Genomic DNA, 23,374 nt, shown 5'->3' on the forward strand with positions numbered 1-23,374 from the left:
GGGTATCCCTCGCTTTCCGCGCCCGGCAGAATACCGAACGCTGAAATCGATGTGGTTACCGCAATAACCGCCTTCAAGACGATTGCCCGCGAAATCGGACAAGGCCTTGAATCCGTTTCGCTAATTCAGCTATCCCTGATTCAGCCCGCCCGGCCGCCCTTGATGACACGCGGGACCGGAGGCTTAATGGCAGAACGCGAATGCTGTCGGACGAAATCGATGATGCGCGGCGCGATCTCGCGGCGGAAACGCGAACCATTGAAAACACCATAATGGCCGACATCCGGCTGAAGATAGTGCATGCGCATATCTTCGGGAATGTTCACGCAGATGGTCTGAGCCGCCTTTGTCTGGCCGACCCCGGAGATATCGTCATTCTCACCTTCGACGGTCAGAAGCGCCACGTTGCGAATTGCCGCCGGATCAACGCGTTTGCCGCGATGCATCAGTTCGCCCTTCGGCAGTGAATGCTTGATGAAGACCTCCTCCACCGTCTGCAGATAGAATTCGGCGGTCAGATCCATGACGGCGAGATATTCGTCGTAGAAATCGCGATGTCTTTCCGGCTCGCCGTCGTTCTTCACGAGATGCATGAAGAATTCCTTGTGCGCGACGAGGTGGCGATCAAGATTCATCGACATGAAGCCCGAGAGCTGCAGGAAACCCGGATAGACCGGGCGCATGAAGCCCGGCTGCGGCCAGGGTACGTTCATGATGACATTGTCGGAGAACCACTGCAGCGATCGCTCCTGGGCGAGCTTATTGACTGCCGTCGGGTTGATGCGCGTGTCGATCGGGCCGCCCATCAGCGTCATCGACGCCGGCGAAAGCGGATCCCTGGCTTCTTCCATCACCGCAGCGGCTGCCAGCACCGGAACAGAAGGCTGACAGACGGCGATGACATGCGTGTCGTGACCGAGGAAATGCAGCATCTCGATGACATAGTCGACGTAATCGTCGAAATCGAACGTGCCTTCCGTCATCGGCACCATGCGGGCGTCGATCCAGTCGGTGATGTAGATATCCGCACTCGGCAGCAGCGCCTCGACCGTGCCGCGCAGCAGCGTGGCATAGTGGCCGGACATCGGCGCGACGATCAGGATGCGCGGATCATTGCCGCGCGCGGCGGGAACACTGCGCGCGAAATGCAGGAGATTGCAGAAGGGTCGCGACCAGACGACCTCTTCGCGGACGGACACCGTCCGGTCACCAATCGTCGTCTGCTTCAGTCCGAATTCCGGCTTCCCGTAGCGTCGTGTCGTGCGTTCGAACATTTCGAGGCTTGCCGCCATCGTCCGGCCGAACGGCGTATGGGAGAACGGGTTCAGCGGATTGGCATAGGCAAATCGCATGATATCGGCCGCGGCGCGAAACGGCGCCATGGCGGCATGGTTCAATTCATAAAGCTGATAAAACATGGAAGGCGCCACCTTTCTCTATCGAAAAGATGACGCTGATTGAGAGGCATCGAGTCTTTCCGTAATGCGGGCACGTAACGCAGACTAACAGGTTTCTGTTGCACAGCAACATGGACGAACCAAACCCACACAAGAAATGCCGGAGAATTGACCTCCGGCATCATAATCGAGCTGAAAACTTAAGTTTCTCAGCAAGAAGCGTCGTTAACGATCCGCTACGAAGGTCTGCTTCTGCGTGCCGAGACCTTCGATGCTGAGTTCGACCACGTCTCCCGCCTTGAGATAACGCGGCGGCTTGAGGCCCATGCCGACGCCCGGAGGCGTGCCGGTCGAGATCACGTCACCGGCATGCAGCGACATGAACTGGCTAAGATAAGAGACGAGGAACGCAACCCCGTAAACCATCGTCTTCGATGAGCCGTTCTGCATCTTCTGGCCGTTGACCGTCAGCCACATGCCGAGGTTCTGCGGTTCCGGAATTTCATCCTTGGTCACGAGCCAGGGGCCGATCGGGCCAAAGGTGTCGCAGGATTTGCCCTTGGTCCATTGACCGGACCGCTCGGTCTGGAAAGCGCGCTCGGAAACGTCATTGGAGACGCAATAACCGGCGACATGATCCAGCGCTTCGGCTTCTGTCACATATTTGGCGGTTTTGCCGATGACGACGCCGAGCTCGACTTCCCAATCGGTCTTTTCCGAACCGCGGGGAATGATGACATTGTCGTTCGGTCCAACGATTGCGGATGTTGCTTTCATGAAGATGATCGGCTCGGGCGGCACGGTCGCACCGGTTTCGGCAGCGTGATCCGAATAATTCAAGCCGATGCAGATGAACTTGCCAGTGCCCGCGACGCAGGCGCCAATGCGGCCGGGCGCGATTTCCGGAAGGCTCTTCGGATCGATGGCCGCTATCTTTGCAAGGCCTGCCGGTGTGATCGCTTCGCCGCCGATATCAGCGACATGAGCGGAGAGATCGCGGATCTTGCCATCGGCATCGAGAAGTGCGGGTTTTTCACTGCCTGCTTCGCCAACACGCATCAGCTTCATGGAATTCCTCCTCATCGAAAACGGATTTGCAACCACCTATGAACGAATTATTCATCGGTGTCATTACGGCTTTGCCGGGAAGCGGTACGGCTTTTCCGCGATTTGGGTGATTTTCTGCCGAAAACCGCCCGTATCTTTCGGCATCAAGCTCTAAAAATTTCCGCCAGATCAGGGCCGACGGGAACGATCTTCGTCGGATTGAGGCTTTCGATCGAATAGTAGCCGCGCTTGATGTGATCGAGGTTCACCGTTTCGGCGATGCCCGGCCAATCCAGCATGCGGCGGCAGAAGGCGCGCAGCTTGGCATAGTCGGAAAGCCGGCGCAGATTGCATTTGAAGATGCCGTGATAGGCGACGTCGAAGCGCACCAACGTCACGAAAAGCCGGATATCGCTCTCGGTGGGATGATCGGCGAAGAGAAAAGACCGGCCCTCGAACTGCTGCTCGACCCAGTCGAGGCAGGAAAAGACATCGGCAAAGGCTTCTTCGTAGGCGACCTGCGTGGTGGCGAAACCGGCGCGGTAGACGCCGTTGTTGAGATCGGGATAGATGCGGTCGTTGAAAGCATCGATCTCGGTGCGCCTCTCCGCCGGGTAAAGATCGATCGGATTTTTTGCCAGGGCGCCAAAGCCGCCGTTCAGCATGCGCAGGATATCGGCGGATTCATTGTTGACGATGGTGTTTCTCTGCTTGTCCCAGAGAACCGGCACGGTGGCCCTGCCGGTGAAATCCGGCGCCGCCCTGGTATAGATTTCATGCATATAGGTTACGCCGTTGACGTGATCCTCCGTCGCGCCAGGATAATCACCGAAGCGCCAGCCCTGCTTGCCCAGCAGCGGTTCAGCGACCGAGACGGAGATGACATCTTCCAGGCCCTTGAGCTTGCGGCCGATCAGGGTGCGCGAGGCCCAGGGGCAGATATAGGCGACATAGAGATGGTAACGGCCGGCGCTGGCTTCGAAGCCAGCTTCGCCCGTCGGCCCGGCGCTGCCATCCGAGGTTACCCAATTGCGGAAACTCGAGGTCTGACGGAGAAAGCCGCCCTTCTCGTCCTTTGCCTGAACGGGCTGCCAGTCTTCCGTCCACTTTCCGTTCACCAGCATGCGTAACTCCCGGTCAATTGACTAAAACGGTTCATTATCCTGCTTCGACGCCGGCGTGAGGCCGCTTTTATGAAGACAGTCTGTACACCCAAACTGCGACGATGCTGCGCTTGCCAAGCCGGTGAAGCAGGAAATATGACTGCGCTAAAGCGCGTCGCAATCTTTCAGCTTCGCTCCTCGCTTGTTAGCTTTTTATTTCGCCGCATGTCGTTATCGCAAAACCGCTGCACACTTTTGCGCGACATGCTTTAGTCAAGATGACGTGGAGTTCGAAATGCATCTCTCGAAGGCCATCGTGCGGACCGAACATGCAAGCCGCTACCTGCAGCAGCTCTGCAAACACTGGAGCCACAAGTTCAGCGTCGATTTTGATCCTCTGAAGGGGCGGGTACCGTTCAGCGATACGGCCGAGGTGACGTTTGCGGCCGACGATGCGGCTCTGACCATGACGCTTTCCGTCGCCGATCCCTCGCAACAGGAAAGGATGCAGCACGTCATCGACGATCATCTGAAGCGCTTCGCCTTCCGCGAAGAACTCGACATCGTCTGGACGGATTAAGCCCAGCCCACGATCCAAATTTTCTGCCCCAAACCCTGGAACAAGCATGACGAAGAGCAATCACCGCGAATCCGAATATCCGGTCGATCCGATGTTTCTCGACCGCTGGTCGCCGCGCGCCTTCACCGGCGAAATCATCGAGGAAACGCAGCTGCTCGGTCTGCTCGACGCCGCCCATTGGGCGCCGTCCTCGGCCAACCACCAGCCCTGGCGCTTCATTTATGGCCTCAAGGGTTCGGAGCATTGGGAGAAATTTGTTGCCTTGCTCAACGATTCCAATCAGGACTGGGCCAGGAATGCATCGGCGCTGATCTTCGTCGTGTCGCGCGCCTTCACCGGGGCTGCCGGCTCAGCCGAGGAAAAGCCGAGCTACACCCATTCCTTCGATGCCGGTGCGGCATGGGGGCATCTGGCGATCCAGGCGCGCCTCTCCGGCTTTTACGCCCATGGCATGGGCGGCATCAAGCATGATGAGATCAGGCAGGCTTTCGCCGTTCCCGAGGGATACCGGGTCGAAGCAGGCGTCGCTGTCGGCCGCCTGGCGGACAAGAGCGTTCTTTCCGAACGCAATCAAGCGCGCGAATTCCCCAGCCAACGCAAGCCGCTCTCCGAAGTCGCCTTCAACGGCCGCTTCGTCGCGAATTGAGCCCTCAGGCAAACAAAAGCCCCGCGTCCAGGGGCGGCGGGGCTTTTACTTTCGAAATATCAATTAGATATCAAGGTTTGCAACGCTCAGCGCATTGTCCTGGATGAATTCGCGCCGGGGTTCGACTTCGTCACCCATCAGGCGGGCGAAGAGGCCATCGGCGTCCGTGGCGTCATTGACCCTGACCTGCAGCAGCGAGCGAACATTCGGATCGAGCGTCGTTTCCCAGAGCTGCTCGGCATTCATCTCGCCAAGGCCCTTGTAGCGCTGCATGGTGAGGCCCTTGCGGCCGCTTGCGAAGATCGCGTCGAGCAAGGCGCGCGGACCAGAGATTTCGACGTCGCCTTCGCGGCGATGCAGCGACGGCGGCGTCTGATAGATTTCCTTGAGTCGTGCCGTCAGCTGGTCGATGTGACGGGCATCCGAGGAACCGATCAGCGCCATGTCGAGCACGACCATTTCCCTGACGCCACGGACCATGCGCTCCAGGCGCAGCCCGCCATCGGTTGTCACATCGCCCTGCCAGCCGCGCTCGGTTTCCTCGGCGATGATGTCGAGCCGCCCTGCCACTTCGTTTGCCAGCGCCAGCGCTCTAGCCGGGTCGCTGGCGAGCTCGGCGTTGAGCGCTCCGGCAATCGCCGCTTGTTCGACGGCGGAACGATTGTAGCGCGAATGGAGATTGTCGAGCAGCGCGCGCATGCGCAGGGCATCGAGGATGACCTCGCGCAGATCCTGGCCGGCGCGAACCTCGCCGCTACCAAGCCTCAGCGAAGCATCTTCCAGGCCCTGGCTGATGAGATATTCTTCAAGCGCCTTCTCATCCTTCAGATACTGCACCGACTTGCCGCGCGAAACCTTATAGAGCGGCGGCTGGGCGATATAGAGATGACCGCGCTCGATCAGTTGCGGCATCTGCCGGAAGAAGAAGGTGAGCAGCAGGGTGCGGATATGGGCGCCGTCGACATCGGCGTCCGTCATGATGATGATCTTGTGGTAGCGCAGCTTTTCGACATTGAACTCGTCCTTGCCGATGCCGGTGCCGAGCGCGGTAATCAATGTGCCGATTTCCTGGCTCGACAGCATCTTGTCGAAACGGGCGCGTTCGACGTTCAGGATCTTGCCACGCAGCGGCAGGATCGCCTGGTTCTCGCGCGAGCGGCCCTGTTTGGCAGAGCCGCCGGCAGAATCGCCCTCGACGAGGAAGACTTCGGATTTTGTCGGATCACGCTCGGAGCAGTCAGCAAGCTTGCCCGGCAGCGAAGCGATATCGAGTGCGCCTTTGCGACGGGTCAACTCGCGTGCCTTGCGGGCCGCTTCGCGGGCGGCGGCGGCCTCGACGACCTTGCCGACAAGAATCTTGGCTTCGCTTGGATGTTCTTCGAACCAGGTGCTCAGCGCCTCGTTGACGAGACTTTCGACAACAGGACGGACTTCCGAGGAAACGAGCTTATCCTTGGTCTGCGAGGAGAATTTCGGATCGGGCACCTTGACCGACAGAACCGCCGTCAGGCCTTCGCGGCAGTCTTCGCCCTGCAGCGTCACCTTTTCCCTTTTGGTGATGCCGGAACTGTCGGCATAGGAAACGACCTGGCGCGTCAGCGCTGCGCGGAAGCCGGCCATATGCGTGCCGCCGTCGCGCTGGGGAATATTGTTGGTGAAGCACAGCACGTTCTCATGATAGCTGTCATTCCACCACATCGCGACTTCGACGGTGATGCCGTCCTTTTCGCCGCGGATGGCAACCGGCTTGTCGACGAGCGATTTCTTGGCGCGGTCTAGATAGGCGACGAAAGCCTCGAGGCCGCCGTCATAACGCAGTTCTTCCTGCCTGATATCGGAATGGCGCTTGTCGGTCAGCAGGATGCGAACGCCTGAATTCAGGAAGGCGAGCTCGCGAAGGCGATGCTCCAGCGTGCCATAGTCGAACTCCGTCATGGTGAAGGTGTCGGTGCTCGGCATGAAGCTCACTTCCGTGCCGGTCTCATTCGGCGCGTCGCCCGTAACCTTCAGCGGAGCATCGGCGACGCCATGGGTGAAGCTCATTTCATGGATCTTGTCCTGACGGCGAATCTTCAGCTTCAACCAGACGGACAGCGCGTTGACGACGGAGACGCCGACGCCGTGCAGGCCGCCGGAAACCTTGTAGGAATTCTGGTCGAACTTACCGCCGGCATGAAGCTGCGTCATGATGACCTCGGCAGCCGACACGCCTTCGCCGGTGTGAATGTCCGTCGGGATGCCGCGACCGTTGTCGGTGACGGTCACCGAGCCATCCGGATTGAGGGTGACGGTGACGATGTCGGCATGGCCGGCAAGCGCTTCGTCGATCGCGTTGTCGACGACTTCATAGACCATGTGATGAAGGCCGGAGCCGTCGTCGGTATCGCCGATATACATGCCGGGGCGTTTGCGCACCGCATCGAGGCCCTTCAGAACCTTGATGGAATCTGCGCCATATTCGGTGCTTACGCCGTTTTCCGTCGCGGATGTATCGCTCATTCTGTTGAGATTTTCCCTGTTGTCGTAAAGCTGCGGCGCGCCTTGCGAATCACCGGCTTTCTTCACTCTCGTATATAGGTTTTTTGAACCCACTTCCCAATGGCAAGCCCCTAAAACAAGGCATAAAACAGGGGATTATGACGCTTTTCCGTCGCCTTTGCCGCCATTTTCGAGAAGAGCCGATAGCCGGCCTATCTCTGCACTGTCAAGGTTGCGAATCTGCCGGGCCAGCCGGTTGGCAAATTCGGTATATTCGGGGGGCAGGCCGGAGGTGTCGATCACGACGCGCGGGTCGGACGAGCGGGCGAGCAGGAACAGTTCCTCGGCCTCATCCCAGATGATGTTGAAATAGCCGGCGATGCGCTGCAGCAGATCGAAGGTCGGCAAACCACGCTTTCCATGTTCGAGCGCTGAAAGATAGGCGGGAGAGACATTCAACGCTTCCGCCATCTCCTTCTGCGAGACGCCCTTGCGCGCCCGTAGCCTGCGAACCGCCTCTCCGAAGGGTGTCATGGCCTCTCCCCATGCCGCCGCGACAGGCGAATGTAGAGCGCGCCCTCACCGCCATGGTGCTGTGCGGCCGGCTCATAGGAGGAGATCAGGTAGCGAAATTCGGGCTTCGAGAACCAGAGCGGCACGGCCCGCTTCAGCGCGCCCTCGCTACCCATCGAGCTGCCCTTGCCCGTGATCACGAGCACGTGGCGCATGCCGCGCTCGTGGGCGCGGATCAGGAAATCGAGAAGGATGGCATGAGCCTGGCTCTGCACCAACCCGTGCAGGTCGATCCGCGCTTCGAGCGCCAGCCGGCCCTTGGCGATCTTACGCTTGACCGGCTTTTCCAGCGGATGATGCACCCCGGCCGATGGCTTCGCCGTTGACGGCGCTGTCGGGTGCGGCGGCATGAGTGTGGCGGGCGTCTGCTTTTCCTGTTCCCGTTCAGCCGCCGCTTCGGCTTCGGCAAGAAAAGCATCGAGTTCGGTCAACGCCCCCGCCTTGCCGGGCATCGGCCGCGTGCTGCGGGCAACCTTGCCCCAGAGGATCCTCTCATCCGCGCTCAGCTTGCGATCCCTGGCCATCAGTCGAATCTTCCGGCGGCGGCATTGGGAATGAGGATGGCGAAATCGGCGTCATTGCGAACGGTGCCGGCACTTTCTCCGGCCATATCCCCCGAGCCGGTGAAGATATCACCCCGCGCCGGCCCGACGATCGCCGAGCCGGTATCGAGCGCCAGCATCAGCCGGCTGAACGGCCGGCCCTGATCGAGATGGGTGAGGTTTTTGGCGTGAATGAAAAACGGAAAGCCGAAGGTATGGATCATCCGGTCGACCGCAAGCGAGCGCCCGGCGAGAAGCGGCACCTTGGCGGCCGCGATCGGACCTGCCTGCGGATCGGCAACCGGCGCTTCACGGAAAAAAATATATGAGCGGTTATGCCATAACACCTCGTCGGCGCGCTCGGGATTGCGCGCCAGCCAGGTACGGATCGCCTGCATCGAAATCTCCGCCCGGTCGATCTCCCCGCGCTCGATCAGCAGCTTACCGATCGCCGAGAAAGCATGACCGGCCTTCGCCGCATAGGTGATGCGGCCGATACGACCATCTTTATAACGCAGGCGGGCAGCACCCTGCACATGAACGAAAAAGACATCGACCTTCGACTTTGCCCAGGCAATTTCGAGGCCGCGGCCTTTGAGAAAACCCTGATCGATGGCGCGGCGGTCCGGATAGGCCGCGACGCGGCCGTCATGCAGACGGCCAAAAGCATAGGCCTTGTCCAACTCGACGGGACGATTGGCGTCGTCGAGATCGATCAGATCGTCCGGGCGCCTGTAGAAAGGAAAACGGAAAATTTCGTCCGGCCGCTCCGACACGTCGATATCAGGTTCGTAGAAGGCGGTGACGAAGCCGGAATTGCCATCCTTGCGGCGAATCAGAAAGGGCCGACAGTGCGTCTCGAAAAAGGCGCGCGCCGATGCCGGAGATGACGGCGTGAAATCTGCGGCGGCGGCGAGAAGCGGAAGCAGGTCTTCCGAGCTCAGGCCAAGCGATCCGGTGCGGTACGGTTTGACATCGGTGATCTGCCGCCGGCAGCTTCGCATGACTTCAAAAAGGCCGGAGGGATCATCATCCTTCCAGCCTTCCAAAGTGTCGAAGTTTATGGCCTGCAGGACGAAGTCCGATGCGTGGTCACTCATGTTCCGATTCGGTCGCCACGAGTTTCCAGTTCGGATCGCGCGAACGTGTGTCGCGGGCAAAGGTCCAGAGGTCGTTGACCTCGGCGACGTTTTCGGCGTCGCCTTCGATCAGCACATCCGCCTTGTCGTAGGTGGCCGATATCAGTTGGCTGACGATGCGCACGGTGATCTGCGCTTCGCTTCCCTTCGTCTCCGCATGGGTGATTTCGGCCTTGTCGATGCCGACGAAAGTGGACTTCACCTTCTCGCCCCGGGCTTCGCGCTCGCCGATCGCCGCATCGAACCCGTCATAGACTTCGCGAGACAGCAAGTTCTTCAGCGTTTTCCGGTCGCCATCGGCATAGGCCATGACGATCATCTCGTAAGCCATGCGGGCGCCGTTCAGAAACTCCTTCGGGCTGAAGGCGGGATCGGCCTTGTTCAGCGCGCGCAGCGATTCGTTGAGCGGCGTTCCGGGTGCCGCGAAAGCATCGATGGCGGCGAAGCGATCCTCGTCCTCCGTCGTCGCATCGCGGCGCGGCAGAGTCACGACCTTGCCGGCATCGGCGGCTTCAGCCGGAGCCGCATCCCGCGGCGTATAGAGATCGCGCGGCGGCTTCTCATTTCCTGTGCGGCGCCCGAGCACGGAGCGGAGCTGAAAGAAAATCAGCACAGCCGCCACCAGGAAAAATAATGTGATGAAGTCGTTCGAACTCATATCGTATCGCAGCCGCCGTTAACATCTCTGATTTGTACTCCCATATAGTCTGCCTATACAGATGATTCAAATGATGGCTGGCATCTTCGCCAGCGCCAAGAGGAGACCGGCGAGCCCGGGACATGACCGACATGCGTTTTTCGATCCTGCCAGCTTTCATTCTGCTGCTGCCGCTCGCCGAAATTGCCGGTTTCGTCGTCGTCGGCCGGGCTATCGGATTGTGGCTGACGCTCGCGCTCGTGATGCTGGGTTTCGTTATCGGCGTGGTCCTGCTGCGCCGGCAGGGCATTGGTATTTTGCGCCGCATGTCGAGTGAAGGACGAAACGGGGTGATGCCGGGCCGCGACCTGCTGCGGCCGGCCATGAAGGTCATCGCCTCGCTGCTCCTGATCATTCCCGGCTTCCTCACGGATATCATCGCGATCCTTATTCTCATTCCGCCGGTGCGCGATCTCGTCTGGCGGGCGATCGCCAAACGCTTCGTCGTCGTCAATGCCAAGGGCGGTTTTTCCTCCGCTCCGCAACCCGATTTCCGCGACCGCAAGCCGAATTCGAAGGTGGTCGATCTCGACGAAGAGGACTATCATAGAGACCCGGATCGCAACTCGCCGTGGTCCGGCAAGCATCTCGGCGATTGAGGCACTGCGGCTGATCAACCGCGCCAAGCGCCTAGGGTTGTAAGCCCTTCCCTGAAATGTTAGATGGCGGCACCATTCCCATGCCCCTCGAGGAAAAGCCAATGGCAGACGATAACAACAGCAACGGTGCGACCAATCCCACCCTTTCGATCCTTGCGCAATATACCAAGGATCTTTCCTTCGAAAATCCGGGTGCGCCGCGTTCGCTGCAGGCCCGCGACAAGGCACCGACGATCAACATTAATGTGAACGTCAACGCCAACCCGCTTTCCGATACGGATTTCGATGTCGTGCTGTCGCTGAATGCCGAGGCCAAGGACGGCGACAAGACGGTTTTCCATACCGAACTCACCTATGGCGGCGTCTTCCGCGTTGCCGGTTTCCCGCAAGAACACATGCTGCCGGTTCTCTTCATCGAGTGCCCGCGCATGCTCTTCCCCTTCGCCCGTCAGATCATCGCCGACGTCACCCGCAACGGTGGTTTCCCGCCGCTGATGATCGACCCGATCGACTTCACGCAAATGTTCGCTCAGCGCGTTGCCGAAGAACAGGCCCGCGCCAAGGTTCAGGCCGTTCCGAACTGATCGGCTCTTTCTTGTCTGAAATGCGGATGCCCGGGCTGGTCCCGGGCATTTTCAATTGAGGACCGGTTTAATCGAGGTTGGCGTATTTCGCCCAGACGCTTTTTTCACCGAGCTTGGCGACGAGCGCCTCATGCGCCTGCTCCTCGATTTGGCTAAGGCGCGGCGCGAGCGGCCGGGGCCGATCGAGCACTGCGGCAATCACCACATCGTCTTCCATCGCCATGTCACCGCGAGCTGCCTGGTTGGATTTGCCGGCCATGCCGAGTCCGAGGGCTGCCTGTCTGCCACCGATCATCTCGATATAGACTTCGGCAAGCAATTCGGAGTCGAGCAGCGCGCCGTGTTTGGTGCGGTGCGAGTTATCGATGCCGTAGCGCCGGCAGAGCGCATCGAGCGAATTCGGTCCCATCGGGTGTTTGCGCCGCGCCATCGACAGGGTGTCGAGCACCCTTTCCGGCAGGATTGGCGGCAAACCGATTCGCGCGAATTCCGCGTTGATGAAGCCCATATCGAAGGTGGCGTTATGGGCAATCCACTTCGCATCGCCGAAGAAGGTAAGGATTTGTTCGGCAACCTCCCCGAAAGGCTTCTTGTCCTTCAGGAATTCATCGGTGATGCCGTGCACGGCGAGCGCATCCGGATGAACTTTCTGATCTCCAGGATTGATGAAGATATGGATCGTGTTGCCTGTGGGAAAATGATTGAAGAGCTCGATGCCGCCGATTTCGATAATGCGGTCGGCGCGGTTGTCGAGGCCGGTGGTTTCCGTATCGAAGATGATCTCACGCATTCCGGAAATCTCCTTTGGCAATCCGCGTTTTCAGGTCGGCGACGATCTCGAGCACCCGTTCCCTCGTCACCGCGACACTATGACTGGTGTCGATCAGATAATCGGCCCGCCGCCGTTTTTCTGCGTCCGGCGTCTGGCGGGACAGAATCATGTTGAATTTTTCCTCGGTCATGCCTTCGCGCGCAAGCACCCTCTGGCGTTGAATCTGTGGATCAGTGCTGACGACGACGACGATATCCACTCTTGCCTCGGCGCCGGTTTCGAAAAGCAATGGAATATCGAGCAATACCATGTCGGCGCCGGTGGCGCGCTGTCGCTTCAGAAATTCCCTCTCGCGTTTGCGAACCAGCGGATGAACGATCGCTTCCAGGCGTTTGAAGCCGTCAGGATGAAGAGCAAGCTGGCGGCCAAGTTCATGTCGGTCGACTGCTCCATCCTTCATCGTGCCGGGGAAGGCGGCATTCACCAGGGGTGCAGCCTCGCCGGCATAGAGATCGTGGACTACGGCATCCGAATCGTTCACCGGGATTCCGGCATCGGCGAAGAGCTTTGCCGCAGTCGATTTTCCCATTCCGATGGAGCCGGTGAGACCGATCTTCAGCATCAGTGTGCTTCCATATCCGCGATGATGAGCGCGCGCAGCGCCGCGTCGACGATGGGACGCTGGCCGAACCATCTCTCGAATCCGGGCACGGCCTGATGAAGCAGCATGCCGAGACCATCGACGATCGGAAATCCTTGCTCTTCCGCCTGTGCCAGGATCGGCGTCTTCAAGGGCACATAGACAATATCGGTGACGACGGCATCGGCTGCCAGAGGCGAGAAATCGAGTTGCGGCGCCGTCTCGCCGTCCATGCCAAGCGAGGTGGTATTGATGAAGAGGCCGGCGCCTTTCATCACTTCAGTAAGCGCCCCGGCCGGGTGGGCCTGAACACGCGGGCCAAAGCGATCCGCGAGTTCACGCGCGCGTTCGACGGTACGATTGACGACATGGATCTCCTTGAAACCGCGATCGCGGACCGCCTGGATGATCGCCCGGCTGGCACCGCCGGCGCCAAAGACGACGGTCGTGCCATGCCGGTCCCAGCCCGGATGGCGTTCGTCGAGATTGGCGATGAAGCCGCGACCGTCGGTATTTGTCGCATGTAGCGCACCATCCTCCAGCCAGAGCGTGTTCGCGGCGCCGAGCTCGTGCGATAGCGCGTCCGGTTTGTCGGCGAGCCGGAACGCCAATTCCTTGTGGGGAATGGTGACGTTGCCTCCGGCAAAGCCGGAACTGCCGTCCTTCAGCGACTGAATGAAATCGGAAAAGGCCTCGGGTGCCACTTCATGAGCGCGGTAGCTGCCTGGCAGGCCGAGCGTCTTCAGCCAATGTCCGTGGATCAACGGCGAGCGCGAATGCTTGATGGGAAAGCCCGTGACAAACGCTTTCGGCCCGAATGTTTCACGTGAATCACCCATCGATCGCTCCAAGTTCTCGCAATTTTTTTAAGAGCGGCAGCATCGGCAGGCCAAGAATGGTGAAATAGTCACCCTCTATCTTTTCGAAGAGCTGGATGCCCTGCCCCTCCAATTGATAGGCGCCGACGCTGGAAAGCGCCCGTTCGCCAACCCGCGCCAGATGTCTGGCGATGAACTCTGCCGTCAGCGGCCGCATCGTCAGTTCCGCATGGGCGAGATGTTCCCACAAGACCACGCCATCGCTGACGATGGCGACAGCGCTGTTCAACCGATGGGTTACACCCGAAAGGGCTTGAAGATGACTGGCTGCGTCGGCCATGTCCTTCGGCTTATGGAAGACGCGGTCACCGAGCGACATCGTTTGATCCGAACCGATGACCAGGCTATCCGGAAAACGGCTACTCACTTCCTCGGCCTTGGCCCTGGCCAGAACGAGGGCCACGGCATCAGGCCTAACGCCGGCTCTTTCCAGCGGCGCTTCGACGGCTCGTTCATCGATCCTTGCGGCATGCGCCTCGAAGGCCAGACCGGCATTTTGCATCAGCATCCGGCGAAAGGGACTCGACGATGCAAGGATGAGTTTTGGCGTCATGGGTTCCTCGGAGTGCCGGCTTTTCGTCAGCGCTTAGCGCAGCTTCGGGCGCAGGGCAACGATCGCCGCGGCTGTTTCCTCGATTGAGCGGCGGGTGACGTCGATCAGCGGCCAGTTGTGACGGGCGCAAAGCGAGCGGGCATATTTCAGCTCCTCCGAGATCGCGGCACGATCGGTGTAGTGTTCGCGGTCGAAACCCTGCGTCACCCCGAGCACACGATTTTCCCGCACCTGGGAAATGCGGTCGGTGGTGGCGATCAGGCAGACGATCAGCGGTTTGCTCGCGACAAAGAGGCTCTCCGGCAATGGCACGCCATAGACGATCGGAATGTTCGCGGTCTTGATGCCTCGGTTGGCGAGGTAGATGCTGGTCGGTGTTTTCGACGTACGGCTGATTCCGATGATCACGACATCGGCGTCATTGTAGTCGTCGGGCATCTGACCGTCATCGTGATCCATGGTGAAATTCAGCGCTTCGATGCGCGCGAAGTAGCCGGCATTCATCACATGCTGGGCGCCGACCCGACGGCGCGACGGGGCCCCGAGGTAGATCTGGAAGGCATTCATCACCGGCTCCAGCACATTCACGGAGGCGACGCCCATCTCGATGCAGCGCTCATCGATCAGGCTTGCAAGCTCCCGGTCGACAATGGTGTAGAGCACGATGCCGGGGGCGTCATCGATCGCCTGCAGAACCGGCAGCAGCTGCTTGCGATTGCGGATCAGCGGATAGACATGCTCGATCGGTTGCGCCGATCTGAATTGCGCTGACGCGGCGCGCCCGGCGGAGATCAGAGTCTCTCCCGTTGAGTCAGAAATCAGATGCAGATGAAAGAAGTTCGTTCTGTTCTCCACGCTATTTTCCGCTGCCTGTTGAAAAGACTGGATGAAACAGAGCTACGGCGGCGAGGCAGTCTCCGGCAAGGGAAAACATGCCTCTTTATCCACATTTCGGATTCTGCCGATCGGTTTTGGTTGGCCCTGTGGACGACGGGGAAGGGCTAGGCTTCTTGAATGCTCGTCCACAGCCTATCCACAGCTATGAAAAAAATTGCCGAGCTGGAAGGATTTGGAATCATTTTCGGATTCGGCTTCTCCCCGAAATTTGGACGAGATCGACCAATCTTTCCGATGTTCTTTTGCAGCCGCGCGACAAATGGCATCGGCGGTGGATGGATTTTAATCCTTGATAGTCACCGACTCTAAGAAATAGAAACCTTTTAAAATATCTTTGTTTTTTTATAGGGAAGAAGCGCTTGAGCGATACGCGCCGAAAGATCATGAGGGTTTTGAGTGGCGAGAGCCTCTCCCCTCCTCCTCTCTGGCTGATGAGACAGGCAGGACGTTATCTCCCGGAATATCGGGAGACGCGGGCAAAGGCCGGGAGTTTTCTCGATCTCTGCTACACGCCTGACCACGCCGTCGAAGTGACATTGCAGCCGATCCGCCGCTATGGCTTCGATGCCGCCATTCTGTTTTCCGATATCCTGGTCATTCCCGATGCAATGAAGCGGAATGTCCGGTTCACCGAGGGCCATGGTCCGGAGATGGATCCCATCGATGAAGCCGGTATCGGCAGATTGAATGGCGAAGAGGTTGTCGATTATCTCAGGCCGGTTCTGGAAACGGTGCGGCGGCTGCGGGAGGAGTTGCCAGTCGAGACGACGCTGCTCGGCTTCTGCGGCGCGCCATGGACGGTTGCGACTTACATGATCGCCGGTCATGGCACGCCGGATCAGGCCCCTGCCCGTCTCTTCGCCTACAGGCATCCCCGCGCCTTCGAGCATCTGCTGATGCTGCTTGCCGACGTATCGGCCGATTATCTCGTCGCCCAGATCGATGCCGGCGCCGATGCCGTGCAGATCTTCGATTCCTGGGCTGGCGTTCTCGGCGAGAAGGAATTCGAGGCGTTCGCGATCAGGCCGGTTGCGCGGATGATCGCTTCGGTCAAATCGCAACGGCCACATGCTCGCATCATCGCTTTTGCCAAGGGCGCCGGTTATCAGCTCAAGACCTATCGCCAGAAGACGGGCGCAGATGCAATCGGCCTCGACTGGTCGGTCCCGCTGGCCTTTGCAGCCGAACTTCAAAAGGATGGACCGGTTCAGGGCAACCTCGATCCGATGCGCGTCGTTGCCGGCGGCCGGGCGTTGGAAGACGGCATCGACGATATTCTGCAGCAGCTCGGCAATGGTCCGCTGATTTTCAATCTCGGTCATGGCATTACGCCGCAGGCTGACCCCGAGCATGTGCGTCTGCTGGTCGATCGCGTGCGAAGCGGGCGCGTACGAGGCGGGGCGTGACGATGGAAAAACAGACCGACCGGAGATCTGGCGCTTACGCCCGGCGTCGGGCTCATTTTGCGCTGGTTTTCTTCGCGCTGATGGCGATCGGGCTTTTTGCCTGGAACCCCGATAATCTCTACCTCTGGATCAAGGCACTGCACATTATCGCGGTCATTTCCTGGATGGCCGGATTGTTCTACATGCCGCGGCTGTTCATCTATCACACCGATGCCGAGCCCGGCTCGGTGCAATCGGAAACCTTCAAGGTGATGGAGCGCCGGCTACTTCGAATCATCATGACCCCGGCGATGATGTTGACGTGGATTTTCGGCCTCTATCTCGCCTGGTCGGTTTATGGATTCCAGGGCGGCTGGCTGCATGCCAAGATTGGTCTCGTTGTGTTGCTCACCGGTGTTCATATGTTCTTCAGCCGCGCCGTCAGAGCGTTCGAGCGGGATGAAAATCGCCGCTCGGCGCGCTATTGGCGGTTCATGAACGAGGCGCCGACCGTGCTGATGATCGTGATCGTCATCCTCGTCGTGGTGAAGCCGTTCTGAAGAAAATCGCCCTCTGGGTTAAATTTGCTTCATTTTAAGCAGCCCTCTTGCGGCAGCGATTGCGAGTCGCTATTTTCCGCGCATCTCATCTACGTGGCATGTGTGTAGAGTTCAGTCGTCTGCGAGCCCTTTCGCGGTACCGAATACGACCCAACATCGCCTTTCCCCTTTGAAATTGAAAAGAGTATTGGTCACTTCATGGCTGAAATGAAGCTTCAGGAACTTAAGAGTAAATCCCCGACGGATCTGCTGGCATTTGCCGAATCGCTCGAGGTCGAGAATGCAAGCACGATGCGCAAGCAGGAGCTGATGTTTGCGATCCTCAAGATGCTTGCCAGCCAGGATGTCGAAATCATCGGTGAAGGCGTCGTCGAAGTGCTGCAGGACGGTTTCGGCTTCCTGCGTTCGGCCAATGCGAACTACCTGCCGGGCCCGGACGATATTTACATCTCCCCATCGCAGATCCGCCGGTTTTCGCTGAAAACCGGCGATACGGTCGAGGGCCCGATCCGTGGACCGAAGGAAGGCGAGCGCTATTTCGCGCTGCTCAAGGTCAACACCATCAATTTCGACGATCCGGAAAAGATCCGTCACAAGGTTCACTTCGACAATCTGACGCCGCTCTATCCGAACGAGCGCTTCAAGATGGAACTTGATATTCCCACCACCAAGGATCTGTCGCCGCGCGTGATCGACCTGGTGGCGCCGCTCGGCAAGGGCCAGCGTGGATTGATCGTCGCGCCGCCGCGTACCGGTAAAACCGTGTTGCTGCAGAACATCGCGCATTCGATCACCGCCAACCATCCGGAGTGCTATCTCATCGTCCTGCTGATCGATGAACGCCCCGAAGAAGTGACCGATATGCAGCGTTCGGTTCGCGGCGAGGTTATCTCCTCGACCTTCGACGAACCGGCCGTGCGTCACGTGCAGGTGGCCGAGATGGTCATCGAGAAAGCCAAGCGTCTTGTCGAACACGGACGCGACGTTGTCATCCTGCTCGATTCGATCACGCGCCTGGGCCGTGCCTATAACACCGTCGTTCCCTCGTCAGGCAAGGTCCTGACCGGCGGTGTGGACGCTAACGCTCTGCAGCGGCCGAAGCGTTTCTTCGGTGCGGCGCGCAATATCGAGGAAGGCGGCTCGTTGACGATCATCGCGACCGCGCTGATCGATACTGGTAGCCGCATGGACGAAGTGATCTTCGAAGAATTCAAGGGTACGGGCAACTCGGAAATCGTCCTCGATCGCAAGGTCGCCGATAAGCGCATCTTCCCCGCTATGGACATTCTGAAGTCCGGCACGCGCAAGGAAGATCTTCTCGTTCCACGCCAGGATCTGCAGAAGATCTTTGTGCTCCGCCGCATCCTTGCTCCAATGGGCACGACCGATGCGATCGAATTCCTTATCGACAAGCTGAAACAGACGAAGAACAATTCCGACTTCTTCGATTCGATGAATACGTAATCCTTAGCCGGATTCATTCTATAAGAGCTGGGGGCATCGTCATGATGTCGCCAGCTTTTCTATTTGAGAGGAATCACGTTCGATTCCAACCGACGGACCAGGCGATATGGCCATGTTGAATGATACCATATATGCGCTATCGAGCGGTGCTCCACCTTCGGGCGTGTCAGTCATTCGAATCAGCGGTCCCCTGACCAGAGATATATTGGCGAGGCTTGTCGGATCAGTTCCGGCAGCCCGGCACGTATCTCACCGAACGATTCGGACTCGTAACAACCAGCCGATCGATAGCGGCCTGGTGCTGTTTTTTCCTGCCCCTCATTCGTTTACCGGTGAGGATGTCGCTGAGCTGCAGATCCATGGCAGCAAAGCCGTATTGGCGGCGCTGTTTCACGCGCTTGGCGAAATTCCAGGTGTTCGGATGGCGGTTGAGGGTGAGTTCTCCCGCCGGGCTTTTGAGAACGGCAAACTTGATCTCGTCGAGGTAGAGGGGCTGGCCGATCTCATCGGTGCCGAGACTGAAATGCAGCGACGCCTTGCGGTCGAACATAGCGCAGGCGGGCTTTCCACAATTTACGATTCGTGGGCGGAACGATTAACGCGCGCTCGGGCGCTGATTGAGGCCGAACTTGATTTCCCCGACGAGGATGACGTTCCGGGGTCAGTATCGGATATGGTCTGGGCCGATATGGAGAAGCTGCGCAACGATATCCAGCATCACCTGGCCGCAGCTTCGGCCGGCGAAATTATCAGGGATGGCTTCAAGGTGGTCATCGCCGGGGCTCCGAACGCCGGGAAATCAAGCCTGTTGAACGCCTTGGCGTGTCGTGACGTCGCAATCGTGACGGAGATTGCCGGAACCACCCGCGACGTCCTGCAGGTTGATCTCGATATTGATGGCTATCTGATTAAGCTTTATGACACTGCTGGACTTCGGCAGGCGGACGACCGTGTCGAAATGGAAGGCGTGCGGCGGGCGCGTATTGCGCTTCGCGATGCCGATCTTGTTCTGCTGCTGGTTGACATGGCGAAGCCTCAGATACCCGATGACTTGGAGCAGACCTCTCCACATGTTACTGTCGGGACAAAGAGGGATCTCATCGATATTTCCACGGATCGGTATGATCTGGAGATTTCGACGGCGACGGGTGTCGGTTTGCCGGAACTGCGACGGTTGATCGGCAATATTGTCGAGAAACGTTTCGCCGGTCTGTCCATGGCGATTCCCAGCCGGCAGCGGCATAAAGATTCGCTAACGAAATGTTTAGCAGCGCTCGAGGCGGCGTTATCGCAGACAGATGTGAATCTCGAACTGCGGACCGAGCAGCTGCGAATTGCCGCAGAGTATTTGGGCAGAATTACCGGAAGAGTGGATGTCGAACATCTGCTCGGGGTGATCTTCTCGGAGTTTTGTATCGGCAAATGATTCACGTGAAACCCTGGGCGTCAGCTTGCCTTGGTTTCACGTGAAACGTCCGCCGGATGTGGAGTCTTGAATGACGGATAATGCCTTCGATGTGATTGTGATAGGTGGCGGCCATGCGGGCTCGGAGGCTGCCAGCGCAGCTGCGCGCCTCGGGGCGAAAACCGGCCTGATTACGCATAGACGAGACACGATCGGCGTCATGTCGTGTAATCCGGCGATCGGCGGGCTTGGCAAGGGCCATCTGGTTCGGGAAATCGACGCGATGGACGGTCTGATGGGACGCGTCGCCGATGCCGCGGGCATTCAGTTCAGGATGCTGAACAAGAAGAAAGGCGCCGCAGTCCGAGGACCGCGGACCCAGGCCGATCGAAAGCTTTATCGCTTGGCAATGCTGGCGGCGATCGAAGCGACGCCTGGCCTGGATATCATCGAAGGCGATGCGTTTGATCTAGAAGTTGTCGATGGTCGCATCGCTGGCGTGATCATGAAGGATGGTCGGATCTTGAAAGCGCCAGCGGTGGTTTTGACCACTGGTACCTTTCTGCGCGGCCTTATTCATATCGGTTCGGAAAAGACACCGGCCGGGCGTGTCGGTGAACCACCGTCGATCGGCTTGTCTGCTACCCTCGGCCGCTTGGGATTGCAGTTGGGACGTCTGAAGACCGGAACACCAGCGCGGTTGGATGGAAAGACGATCGACTGGCAATCCGTCGGTCGACAAGGGGCTGACGAGGAGCTTGTTCCTTTCTCCTTCATGACCGATGCGATTACCACCCCGCAGATCGAATGCGGCGTCACCAGAACGACCGAAGCGACCCATCGCATCATCGTCGACAATATTATGCGCTCGGCAATGTATTCTGGGCAGATCGAAGGCGTCGGGCCCCGTTATTGCCCGTCTATCGAAGACAAGCTGGTGAAATTTGGAGAGCGGGATGGACATCAGGTCTTTCTCGAGCCCGAGGGGCTGGACGATGACACAGTTTATCCCAACGGGATTTCAACCTCCTTGCCGGCGGAAGTACAGGCCGAATTTATTAAAACGATCCCGGGTCTGGAAGTGGCAAGAATACTGCAACCGGGCTATGCGATCGAATATGATCATGTCGATCCGAGAGAGTTGACGCCATCGTTGGAGGTCAAGCGGCTGAGAGGCCTGTTTCTCGCCGGCCAGATCAATGGCACCACCGGATATGAAGAGGCAGCCGCTCAGGGGCTCGCAGCCGGGTTGAATGCTGCTTTGCGAAGCAATGATTCGGATCCGTTTCATTTTAGTCGGACAAGCTCCTACATCGGCGTCATGATTGACGATCTCACGTCACGCGGCGTTACGGAGCCGTATCGTATGTTTACATCGCGTGCAGAGTATCGACTGACTTTGCGCGCTGACAATGCCGATATGCGTTTAACGCCCCTGGCCATGCGGCTTGGATGTGTAAGTGGCGAGCGGGCGCAGCGATTCACATCCTATCAGTCAGAAATTGAAAGTGGTCGGGCGCTGTTGCAGTCGCTGACGATTACACCGAATGAGGCGCGACGCGCCGGCCTAAATATCAATCTGGATGGGCAGCGCCGAACCGCCTATGATTTGCTATCTTATCCAAATTACGATTTTTCCGCGCTCCGGCATGTCTGGCCAGAGACGCTTGGCGCGATGAGGCCGAAAGTTGCGGAATCGTTGGAAATCGAGGCGGGCTATTCGGTTTATCTGGATCGGCAAGCGACGGCGATTGCTGATCAGCAGCGCGACGAAGACCGACAGATCCCACTTACTTTCAATTATGACGCACTTTCCGGACTCTCCAACGAGCTTAAGGCAAAGCTCAATGCTGCTCGCCCTTTCAATATTGCCCAGGCTGCAATCGTTGAAGGAATGACGCCCGCGGCAATCGCATTGCTGCTTGTGCACTTGCGTCGCCTCCCCTCGCCTGAGCGTCATCGGGCCTGATTACAAGATTTGAGAGTCTTTCAGAATGGAATTAAACGGCTTGCGTGTTTCACGTGAAACACAGGAACGGCTTCGACACTTCGCTGCGCTGTTTCAGAAGTGGGCGAAAGCTATTAATCTGGTGGCGCCGTCGACCCTTGAAGACTTATGGGACCGGCACATCGCTGATAGCAGCCAGGTTTTTCAGATTCATCCGCAACCGATAAGGTGGGTCGACCTCGGAAGTGGCGGTGGCTTTCCCGGCGTCATTACGGCGATTTTTCTGGCCGAATTGCAGGAGGGATGGGTACATCTGGTCGAAAGCAACCATAAAAAGGCGGCGTTTCTGCGGACAGCGTTGCGGGAGACCAATGCGCGCGGCAGCGTGCATATCCTTCGAATCGAAGATGCCTATCCGAAGATTGGCGAATGTGATGCGATTTCAGCGCGCGCCCTTGCCGATCTTGACGGGCTCCTCGGCTATTCAGCCCCCTGGATGCTTGGCAAGGAAAATTGTCGTGGCTTTTTTCACAAAGGCCGGGATTACCTGAGGGAAATCGACAAAGCACGTGGTCGGTGGGAATTCGATCTGTTAGAACATAAGAGCGCCGTCGAGCAGGAATCCGTTATCTTGGAAGTATCAAATCTCCGGCGCTTGGTTTAACAGATGGGATATTGCGGCAATGGCTGGCGAACGACATCGGATTATCACCATCGCAAATCAGAAGGGTGGCGTTGGTAAAACGACCACAGCAATCAATCTGGCAACGGCGCTCGCGGCTATTGGTGAGCGTGTGTTGATCGTTGATCTCGATCCGCAGGGCAATGCCAGCACCGGCCTCGGTATCGATCGTCGTGATCGCAAGCTTTCCTCCTATGATCTGATGGTTGGTGATCGTGGGATCCCCGACGTAACTCTCGAGACAGCGGTTCCCAACCTCTTTATCGTCCCGTCGACGATGGACCTGCTCGGCATCGAGATGGAGATCTCGCAGCAAAGCGATCGGGTCTTCAAACTGCGGAAAGCGTTGTCTTCGCCCGAAGCCATGGCGTTTTCTTATGTTCTTCTGGACTGCCCGCCGTCGTTCAATCTGCTGACGATGAATGCCATGGCAGCAGCTCATTCGGTCTTGGTTCCGCTGCAATGTGAATTCTTTGCGCTGGAGGGGTTGAGTCAGTTGCTTGAGACCGTCAGCCAGGTTCGGCGGACGGTTAACCCGCGTCTGGATATTCAGGGGATCGTCCTGACGATGTTCGATGCGCGCAACAATCTGGCACAGCAGGTTGTCAATGACGTGCGCACGCATCTCGGCGACAAGGTTTACCACACGTTAATTCCGCGCAATGTTCGGGTTTCTGAAGCTCCGTCCTACGGCAAGCCGGCTATTCTCTATGACTTGAAGTGCGCGGGCAGTCAGGCCTATCTGCAGCTGGCCTCCGAGGTCATCCAGCGAGAGCGCCAAAGGCTGGCCGCGTAATATCATTTT

The 23,374-nt window shown here is 58.5% G+C and carries 24 protein-coding genes; 11 read left to right on the top strand and 13 right to left on the bottom strand.

The annotated features are described in order from the left end of the window. Positions 1-140: 140 nt before the first annotated feature. From MOV76_RS07405 to MOV76_RS07415, 3 genes are all read right to left on the bottom strand, one after another. Complete coding sequence (locus MOV76_RS07405) at positions 141-1,418, bottom strand: polyhydroxyalkanoate depolymerase (protein ID WP_018244173.1); 1,278 nt, start codon at positions 1,416-1,418, stop codon at positions 141-143. 204 nt (positions 1,419-1,622) lie between these two features. Next, a complete protein-coding gene (locus MOV76_RS07410; RefSeq protein ID WP_247264212.1) occupies positions 1,623-2,465 on the bottom strand; it encodes a fumarylacetoacetate hydrolase family protein in 843 nt (280 codons plus the stop codon). Between the two features lie 143 nt (positions 2,466-2,608). Continuing rightward, complete coding sequence (locus MOV76_RS07415; RefSeq protein ID WP_247264213.1) at positions 2,609-3,568, bottom strand: glutathione S-transferase family protein; 960 nt, start codon at positions 3,566-3,568, stop codon at positions 2,609-2,611. Positions 3,569-3,842: 274 nt separating this feature from the next. On the opposite strand from MOV76_RS07415, the gene MOV76_RS07420 reads away from it, so the two are divergent. Together MOV76_RS07420 and MOV76_RS07425 are read left to right on the top strand one after the other, a co-directional pair. Then, on the top strand, positions 3,843-4,127 hold the full coding sequence (locus MOV76_RS07420; RefSeq protein WP_018448416.1) for a DUF2218 domain-containing protein: 285 nt from the start codon (positions 3,843-3,845) through the stop codon (positions 4,125-4,127). Between the two features lie 46 nt (positions 4,128-4,173). Next, positions 4,174-4,773 carry a nitroreductase family protein gene (locus MOV76_RS07425; RefSeq protein WP_112905595.1) on the top strand — a complete coding sequence of 200 codons (600 nt, stop codon included), beginning with the start codon at positions 4,174-4,176 and terminating at the stop codon, positions 4,771-4,773. A gap of 63 nt (positions 4,774-4,836) precedes the next feature. On the opposite strand, the gene gyrB is transcribed toward MOV76_RS07425, so the two are convergent. The 5 genes from gyrB to MOV76_RS07450 all read right to left on the bottom strand — a co-directional run bounded on the left by gyrB (position 4,837) and on the right by MOV76_RS07450 (position 10,163). Then, complete coding sequence (gene gyrB, locus MOV76_RS07430) at positions 4,837-7,272, bottom strand: DNA topoisomerase (ATP-hydrolyzing) subunit B (RefSeq protein ID WP_247264214.1); 2,436 nt, start codon at positions 7,270-7,272, stop codon at positions 4,837-4,839. Positions 7,273-7,407: 135 nt separating this feature from the next. Beyond that, the gene (locus MOV76_RS07435) at positions 7,408-7,785 is read right to left on the bottom strand and encodes a helix-turn-helix domain-containing protein (protein ID WP_018244167.1); all 378 of its coding nucleotides are present in this window, start codon (positions 7,783-7,785) and stop codon (positions 7,408-7,410) included. Further along, on the bottom strand, positions 7,782-8,348 hold the full coding sequence (locus MOV76_RS07440; RefSeq protein WP_130769217.1) for a Smr/MutS family protein: 567 nt from the start codon (positions 8,346-8,348) through the stop codon (positions 7,782-7,784). Before MOV76_RS07440 ends, MOV76_RS07435 begins: the two co-directional genes overlap by 4 nt. Next, positions 8,348-9,466: a murein transglycosylase A gene (locus tag MOV76_RS07445; protein WP_247264215.1), complete on the bottom strand. Its 1,119-nt coding sequence runs from the start codon at positions 9,464-9,466 to the stop codon at positions 8,348-8,350. Before MOV76_RS07445 ends, MOV76_RS07440 begins: the two co-directional genes overlap by 1 nt. Then, positions 9,459-10,163 carry a Tim44/TimA family putative adaptor protein gene (locus tag MOV76_RS07450; RefSeq protein ID WP_018068923.1) on the bottom strand — a complete coding sequence of 235 codons (705 nt, stop codon included), beginning with the start codon at positions 10,161-10,163 and terminating at the stop codon, positions 9,459-9,461. The genes MOV76_RS07445 and MOV76_RS07450 overlap by 8 nt, the downstream gene beginning before the upstream one ends. Before the next feature lie 131 nt (positions 10,164-10,294). On the opposite strand from MOV76_RS07450, the gene MOV76_RS07455 reads away from it, so the two are divergent. Continuing rightward, a complete protein-coding gene (locus MOV76_RS07455) occupies positions 10,295-10,801 on the top strand; it encodes an FxsA family protein (protein ID WP_309506110.1) in 507 nt (168 codons plus the stop codon). A 101-nt stretch (positions 10,802-10,902) separates the two neighbouring features. Continuing rightward, entirely contained in the window at positions 10,903-11,385 is a 483-nt protein-coding gene (gene secB, locus MOV76_RS07460; protein WP_017995590.1) for a protein-export chaperone SecB, read from the top strand. A gap of 67 nt (positions 11,386-11,452) precedes the next feature. Here the strand turns inward: secB and dnaQ are convergent, their stop codons facing one another. The 5 genes from dnaQ to MOV76_RS07485 are packed head-to-tail and all read right to left on the bottom strand — an operon-like array spanning position 11,453 to position 15,083. Beyond that, on the bottom strand, positions 11,453-12,175 hold the full coding sequence (dnaQ, locus tag MOV76_RS07465) for a DNA polymerase III subunit epsilon (RefSeq protein ID WP_112905593.1): 723 nt from the start codon (positions 12,173-12,175) through the stop codon (positions 11,453-11,455). Further along, positions 12,168-12,779, bottom strand: coding sequence for a dephospho-CoA kinase (gene coaE, locus MOV76_RS07470; protein ID WP_112905592.1), 612 nt, complete (start codon positions 12,777-12,779; stop codon positions 12,168-12,170). Before coaE ends, dnaQ begins: the two co-directional genes overlap by 8 nt. Next, complete coding sequence (locus MOV76_RS07475; RefSeq protein ID WP_247264217.1) at positions 12,779-13,636, bottom strand: shikimate dehydrogenase; 858 nt, start codon at positions 13,634-13,636, stop codon at positions 12,779-12,781. Before MOV76_RS07475 ends, coaE begins: the two co-directional genes overlap by 1 nt. Next, a complete protein-coding gene (locus tag MOV76_RS07480; RefSeq protein ID WP_018448408.1) occupies positions 13,629-14,228 on the bottom strand; it encodes a Maf-like protein in 600 nt (199 codons plus the stop codon). Before MOV76_RS07480 ends, MOV76_RS07475 begins: the two co-directional genes overlap by 8 nt. A 33-nt stretch (positions 14,229-14,261) precedes the next feature. After that, positions 14,262-15,083: a pyruvate, water dikinase regulatory protein gene (locus MOV76_RS07485; RefSeq protein WP_011649834.1), complete on the bottom strand. Its 822-nt coding sequence runs from the start codon at positions 15,081-15,083 to the stop codon at positions 14,262-14,264. 401 nt (positions 15,084-15,484) lie between these two features. Here MOV76_RS07485 and hemE point away from each other — a divergent pair, with 401 nt between their 5' ends. From hemE to MOV76_RS07520, 7 genes are all read left to right on the top strand, one after another. Beyond that, positions 15,485-16,531, top strand: a complete 1,047-nt coding sequence (hemE, locus tag MOV76_RS07490; RefSeq protein WP_247264218.1) for a uroporphyrinogen decarboxylase — start codon at positions 15,485-15,487, stop codon at positions 16,529-16,531. A gap of 2 nt (positions 16,532-16,533) precedes the next feature. Continuing rightward, complete coding sequence (gene hemJ / locus MOV76_RS07495; RefSeq protein ID WP_032994780.1) at positions 16,534-17,070, top strand: protoporphyrinogen oxidase HemJ; 537 nt, start codon at positions 16,534-16,536, stop codon at positions 17,068-17,070. Between the two features lie 198 nt (positions 17,071-17,268). Continuing rightward, positions 17,269-18,534, top strand: a complete 1,266-nt coding sequence (rho, locus tag MOV76_RS07500) for a transcription termination factor Rho (RefSeq protein ID WP_011654069.1) — start codon at positions 17,269-17,271, stop codon at positions 18,532-18,534. 106 nt (positions 18,535-18,640) lie between these two features. Further along, positions 18,641-19,960 carry a tRNA uridine-5-carboxymethylaminomethyl(34) synthesis GTPase MnmE gene (mnmE, locus tag MOV76_RS07505; RefSeq protein ID WP_247264219.1) on the top strand — a complete coding sequence of 440 codons (1,320 nt, stop codon included), beginning with the start codon at positions 18,641-18,643 and terminating at the stop codon, positions 19,958-19,960. Between the two features lie 70 nt (positions 19,961-20,030). Further along, the gene (gene mnmG, locus MOV76_RS07510) at positions 20,031-21,908 is read left to right on the top strand and encodes a tRNA uridine-5-carboxymethylaminomethyl(34) synthesis enzyme MnmG (protein ID WP_247264220.1); all 1,878 of its coding nucleotides are present in this window, start codon (positions 20,031-20,033) and stop codon (positions 21,906-21,908) included. A gap of 25 nt (positions 21,909-21,933) precedes the next feature. Further along, a complete protein-coding gene (rsmG, locus tag MOV76_RS07515) occupies positions 21,934-22,551 on the top strand; it encodes a 16S rRNA (guanine(527)-N(7))-methyltransferase RsmG (protein ID WP_247264221.1) in 618 nt (205 codons plus the stop codon). Positions 22,552-22,570: 19 nt separating this feature from the next. Beyond that, positions 22,571-23,365 (top strand): ParA family protein, encoded by a 795-nt coding sequence (locus tag MOV76_RS07520; RefSeq protein WP_130653331.1) that lies wholly within the window; start codon positions 22,571-22,573, stop codon positions 23,363-23,365. The last annotated feature ends 9 nt before the right edge of the window (positions 23,366-23,374 follow it).

The organism is Rhizobium sp. PRIMUS64 (genome assembly GCF_023006465.1).
Taxonomy (GTDB): Bacteria; Pseudomonadota; Alphaproteobacteria; order Rhizobiales; family Rhizobiaceae; genus Rhizobium; species Rhizobium leguminosarum.

What these genes read in the sequence shown, in the direction of transcription:
- MOV76_RS07405 (WP_018244173.1), bottom strand. Translation starts at nt 1,418, where the DNA reads ATGTTTTATCAGCTTTATGAATTGAACCATGCCGCCATGGCGCCGTTT.
- MOV76_RS07410 (WP_247264212.1), bottom strand. Translation starts at nt 2,465, where the DNA reads ATGAAGCTGATGCGTGTTGGCGAAGCAGGCAGTGAAAAACCCGCACTT.
- MOV76_RS07415 (WP_247264213.1), bottom strand. Translation starts at nt 3,568, where the DNA reads ATGCTGGTGAACGGAAAGTGGACGGAAGACTGGCAGCCCGTTCAGGCA.
- MOV76_RS07420 (WP_018448416.1), top strand. Translation starts at nt 3,843, where the DNA reads ATGCATCTCTCGAAGGCCATCGTGCGGACCGAACATGCAAGCCGCTAC.
- MOV76_RS07425 (WP_112905595.1), top strand. Translation starts at nt 4,174, where the DNA reads ATGACGAAGAGCAATCACCGCGAATCCGAATATCCGGTCGATCCGATG.
- gyrB (WP_247264214.1), bottom strand. Translation starts at nt 7,272, where the DNA reads ATGAGCGATACATCCGCGACGGAAAACGGCGTAAGCACCGAATATGGC.
- MOV76_RS07435 (WP_018244167.1), bottom strand. Translation starts at nt 7,785, where the DNA reads ATGACACCCTTCGGAGAGGCGGTTCGCAGGCTACGGGCGCGCAAGGGC.
- MOV76_RS07440 (WP_130769217.1), bottom strand. Translation starts at nt 8,348, where the DNA reads ATGGCCAGGGATCGCAAGCTGAGCGCGGATGAGAGGATCCTCTGGGGC.
- MOV76_RS07445 (WP_247264215.1), bottom strand. Translation starts at nt 9,466, where the DNA reads ATGAGTGACCACGCATCGGACTTCGTCCTGCAGGCCATAAACTTCGAC.
- MOV76_RS07450 (WP_018068923.1), bottom strand. Translation starts at nt 10,163, where the DNA reads ATGAGTTCGAACGACTTCATCACATTATTTTTCCTGGTGGCGGCTGTG.
- MOV76_RS07455 (WP_309506110.1), top strand. Translation starts at nt 10,295, where the DNA reads ATGCGTTTTTCGATCCTGCCAGCTTTCATTCTGCTGCTGCCGCTCGCC.
- secB (WP_017995590.1), top strand. Translation starts at nt 10,903, where the DNA reads ATGGCAGACGATAACAACAGCAACGGTGCGACCAATCCCACCCTTTCG.
- dnaQ (WP_112905593.1), bottom strand. Translation starts at nt 12,175, where the DNA reads ATGCGTGAGATCATCTTCGATACGGAAACCACCGGCCTCGACAACCGC.
- coaE (WP_112905592.1), bottom strand. Translation starts at nt 12,779, where the DNA reads ATGCTGAAGATCGGTCTCACCGGCTCCATCGGAATGGGAAAATCGACT.
- MOV76_RS07475 (WP_247264217.1), bottom strand. Translation starts at nt 13,636, where the DNA reads ATGGGTGATTCACGTGAAACATTCGGGCCGAAAGCGTTTGTCACGGGC.
- MOV76_RS07480 (WP_018448408.1), bottom strand. Translation starts at nt 14,228, where the DNA reads ATGACGCCAAAACTCATCCTTGCATCGTCGAGTCCCTTTCGCCGGATG.
- hemJ (WP_032994780.1), top strand. Translation starts at nt 16,534, where the DNA reads ATGGAAAAACAGACCGACCGGAGATCTGGCGCTTACGCCCGGCGTCGG.
- rho (WP_011654069.1), top strand. Translation starts at nt 17,269, where the DNA reads ATGGCTGAAATGAAGCTTCAGGAACTTAAGAGTAAATCCCCGACGGAT.
- mnmE (WP_247264219.1), top strand. Translation starts at nt 18,641, where the DNA reads ATGGCCATGTTGAATGATACCATATATGCGCTATCGAGCGGTGCTCCA.
- mnmG (WP_247264220.1), top strand. Translation starts at nt 20,031, where the DNA reads ATGACGGATAATGCCTTCGATGTGATTGTGATAGGTGGCGGCCATGCG.
- rsmG (WP_247264221.1), top strand. Translation starts at nt 21,934, where the DNA reads ATGGAATTAAACGGCTTGCGTGTTTCACGTGAAACACAGGAACGGCTT.
- MOV76_RS07520 (WP_130653331.1), top strand. Translation starts at nt 22,571, where the DNA reads ATGGCTGGCGAACGACATCGGATTATCACCATCGCAAATCAGAAGGGT.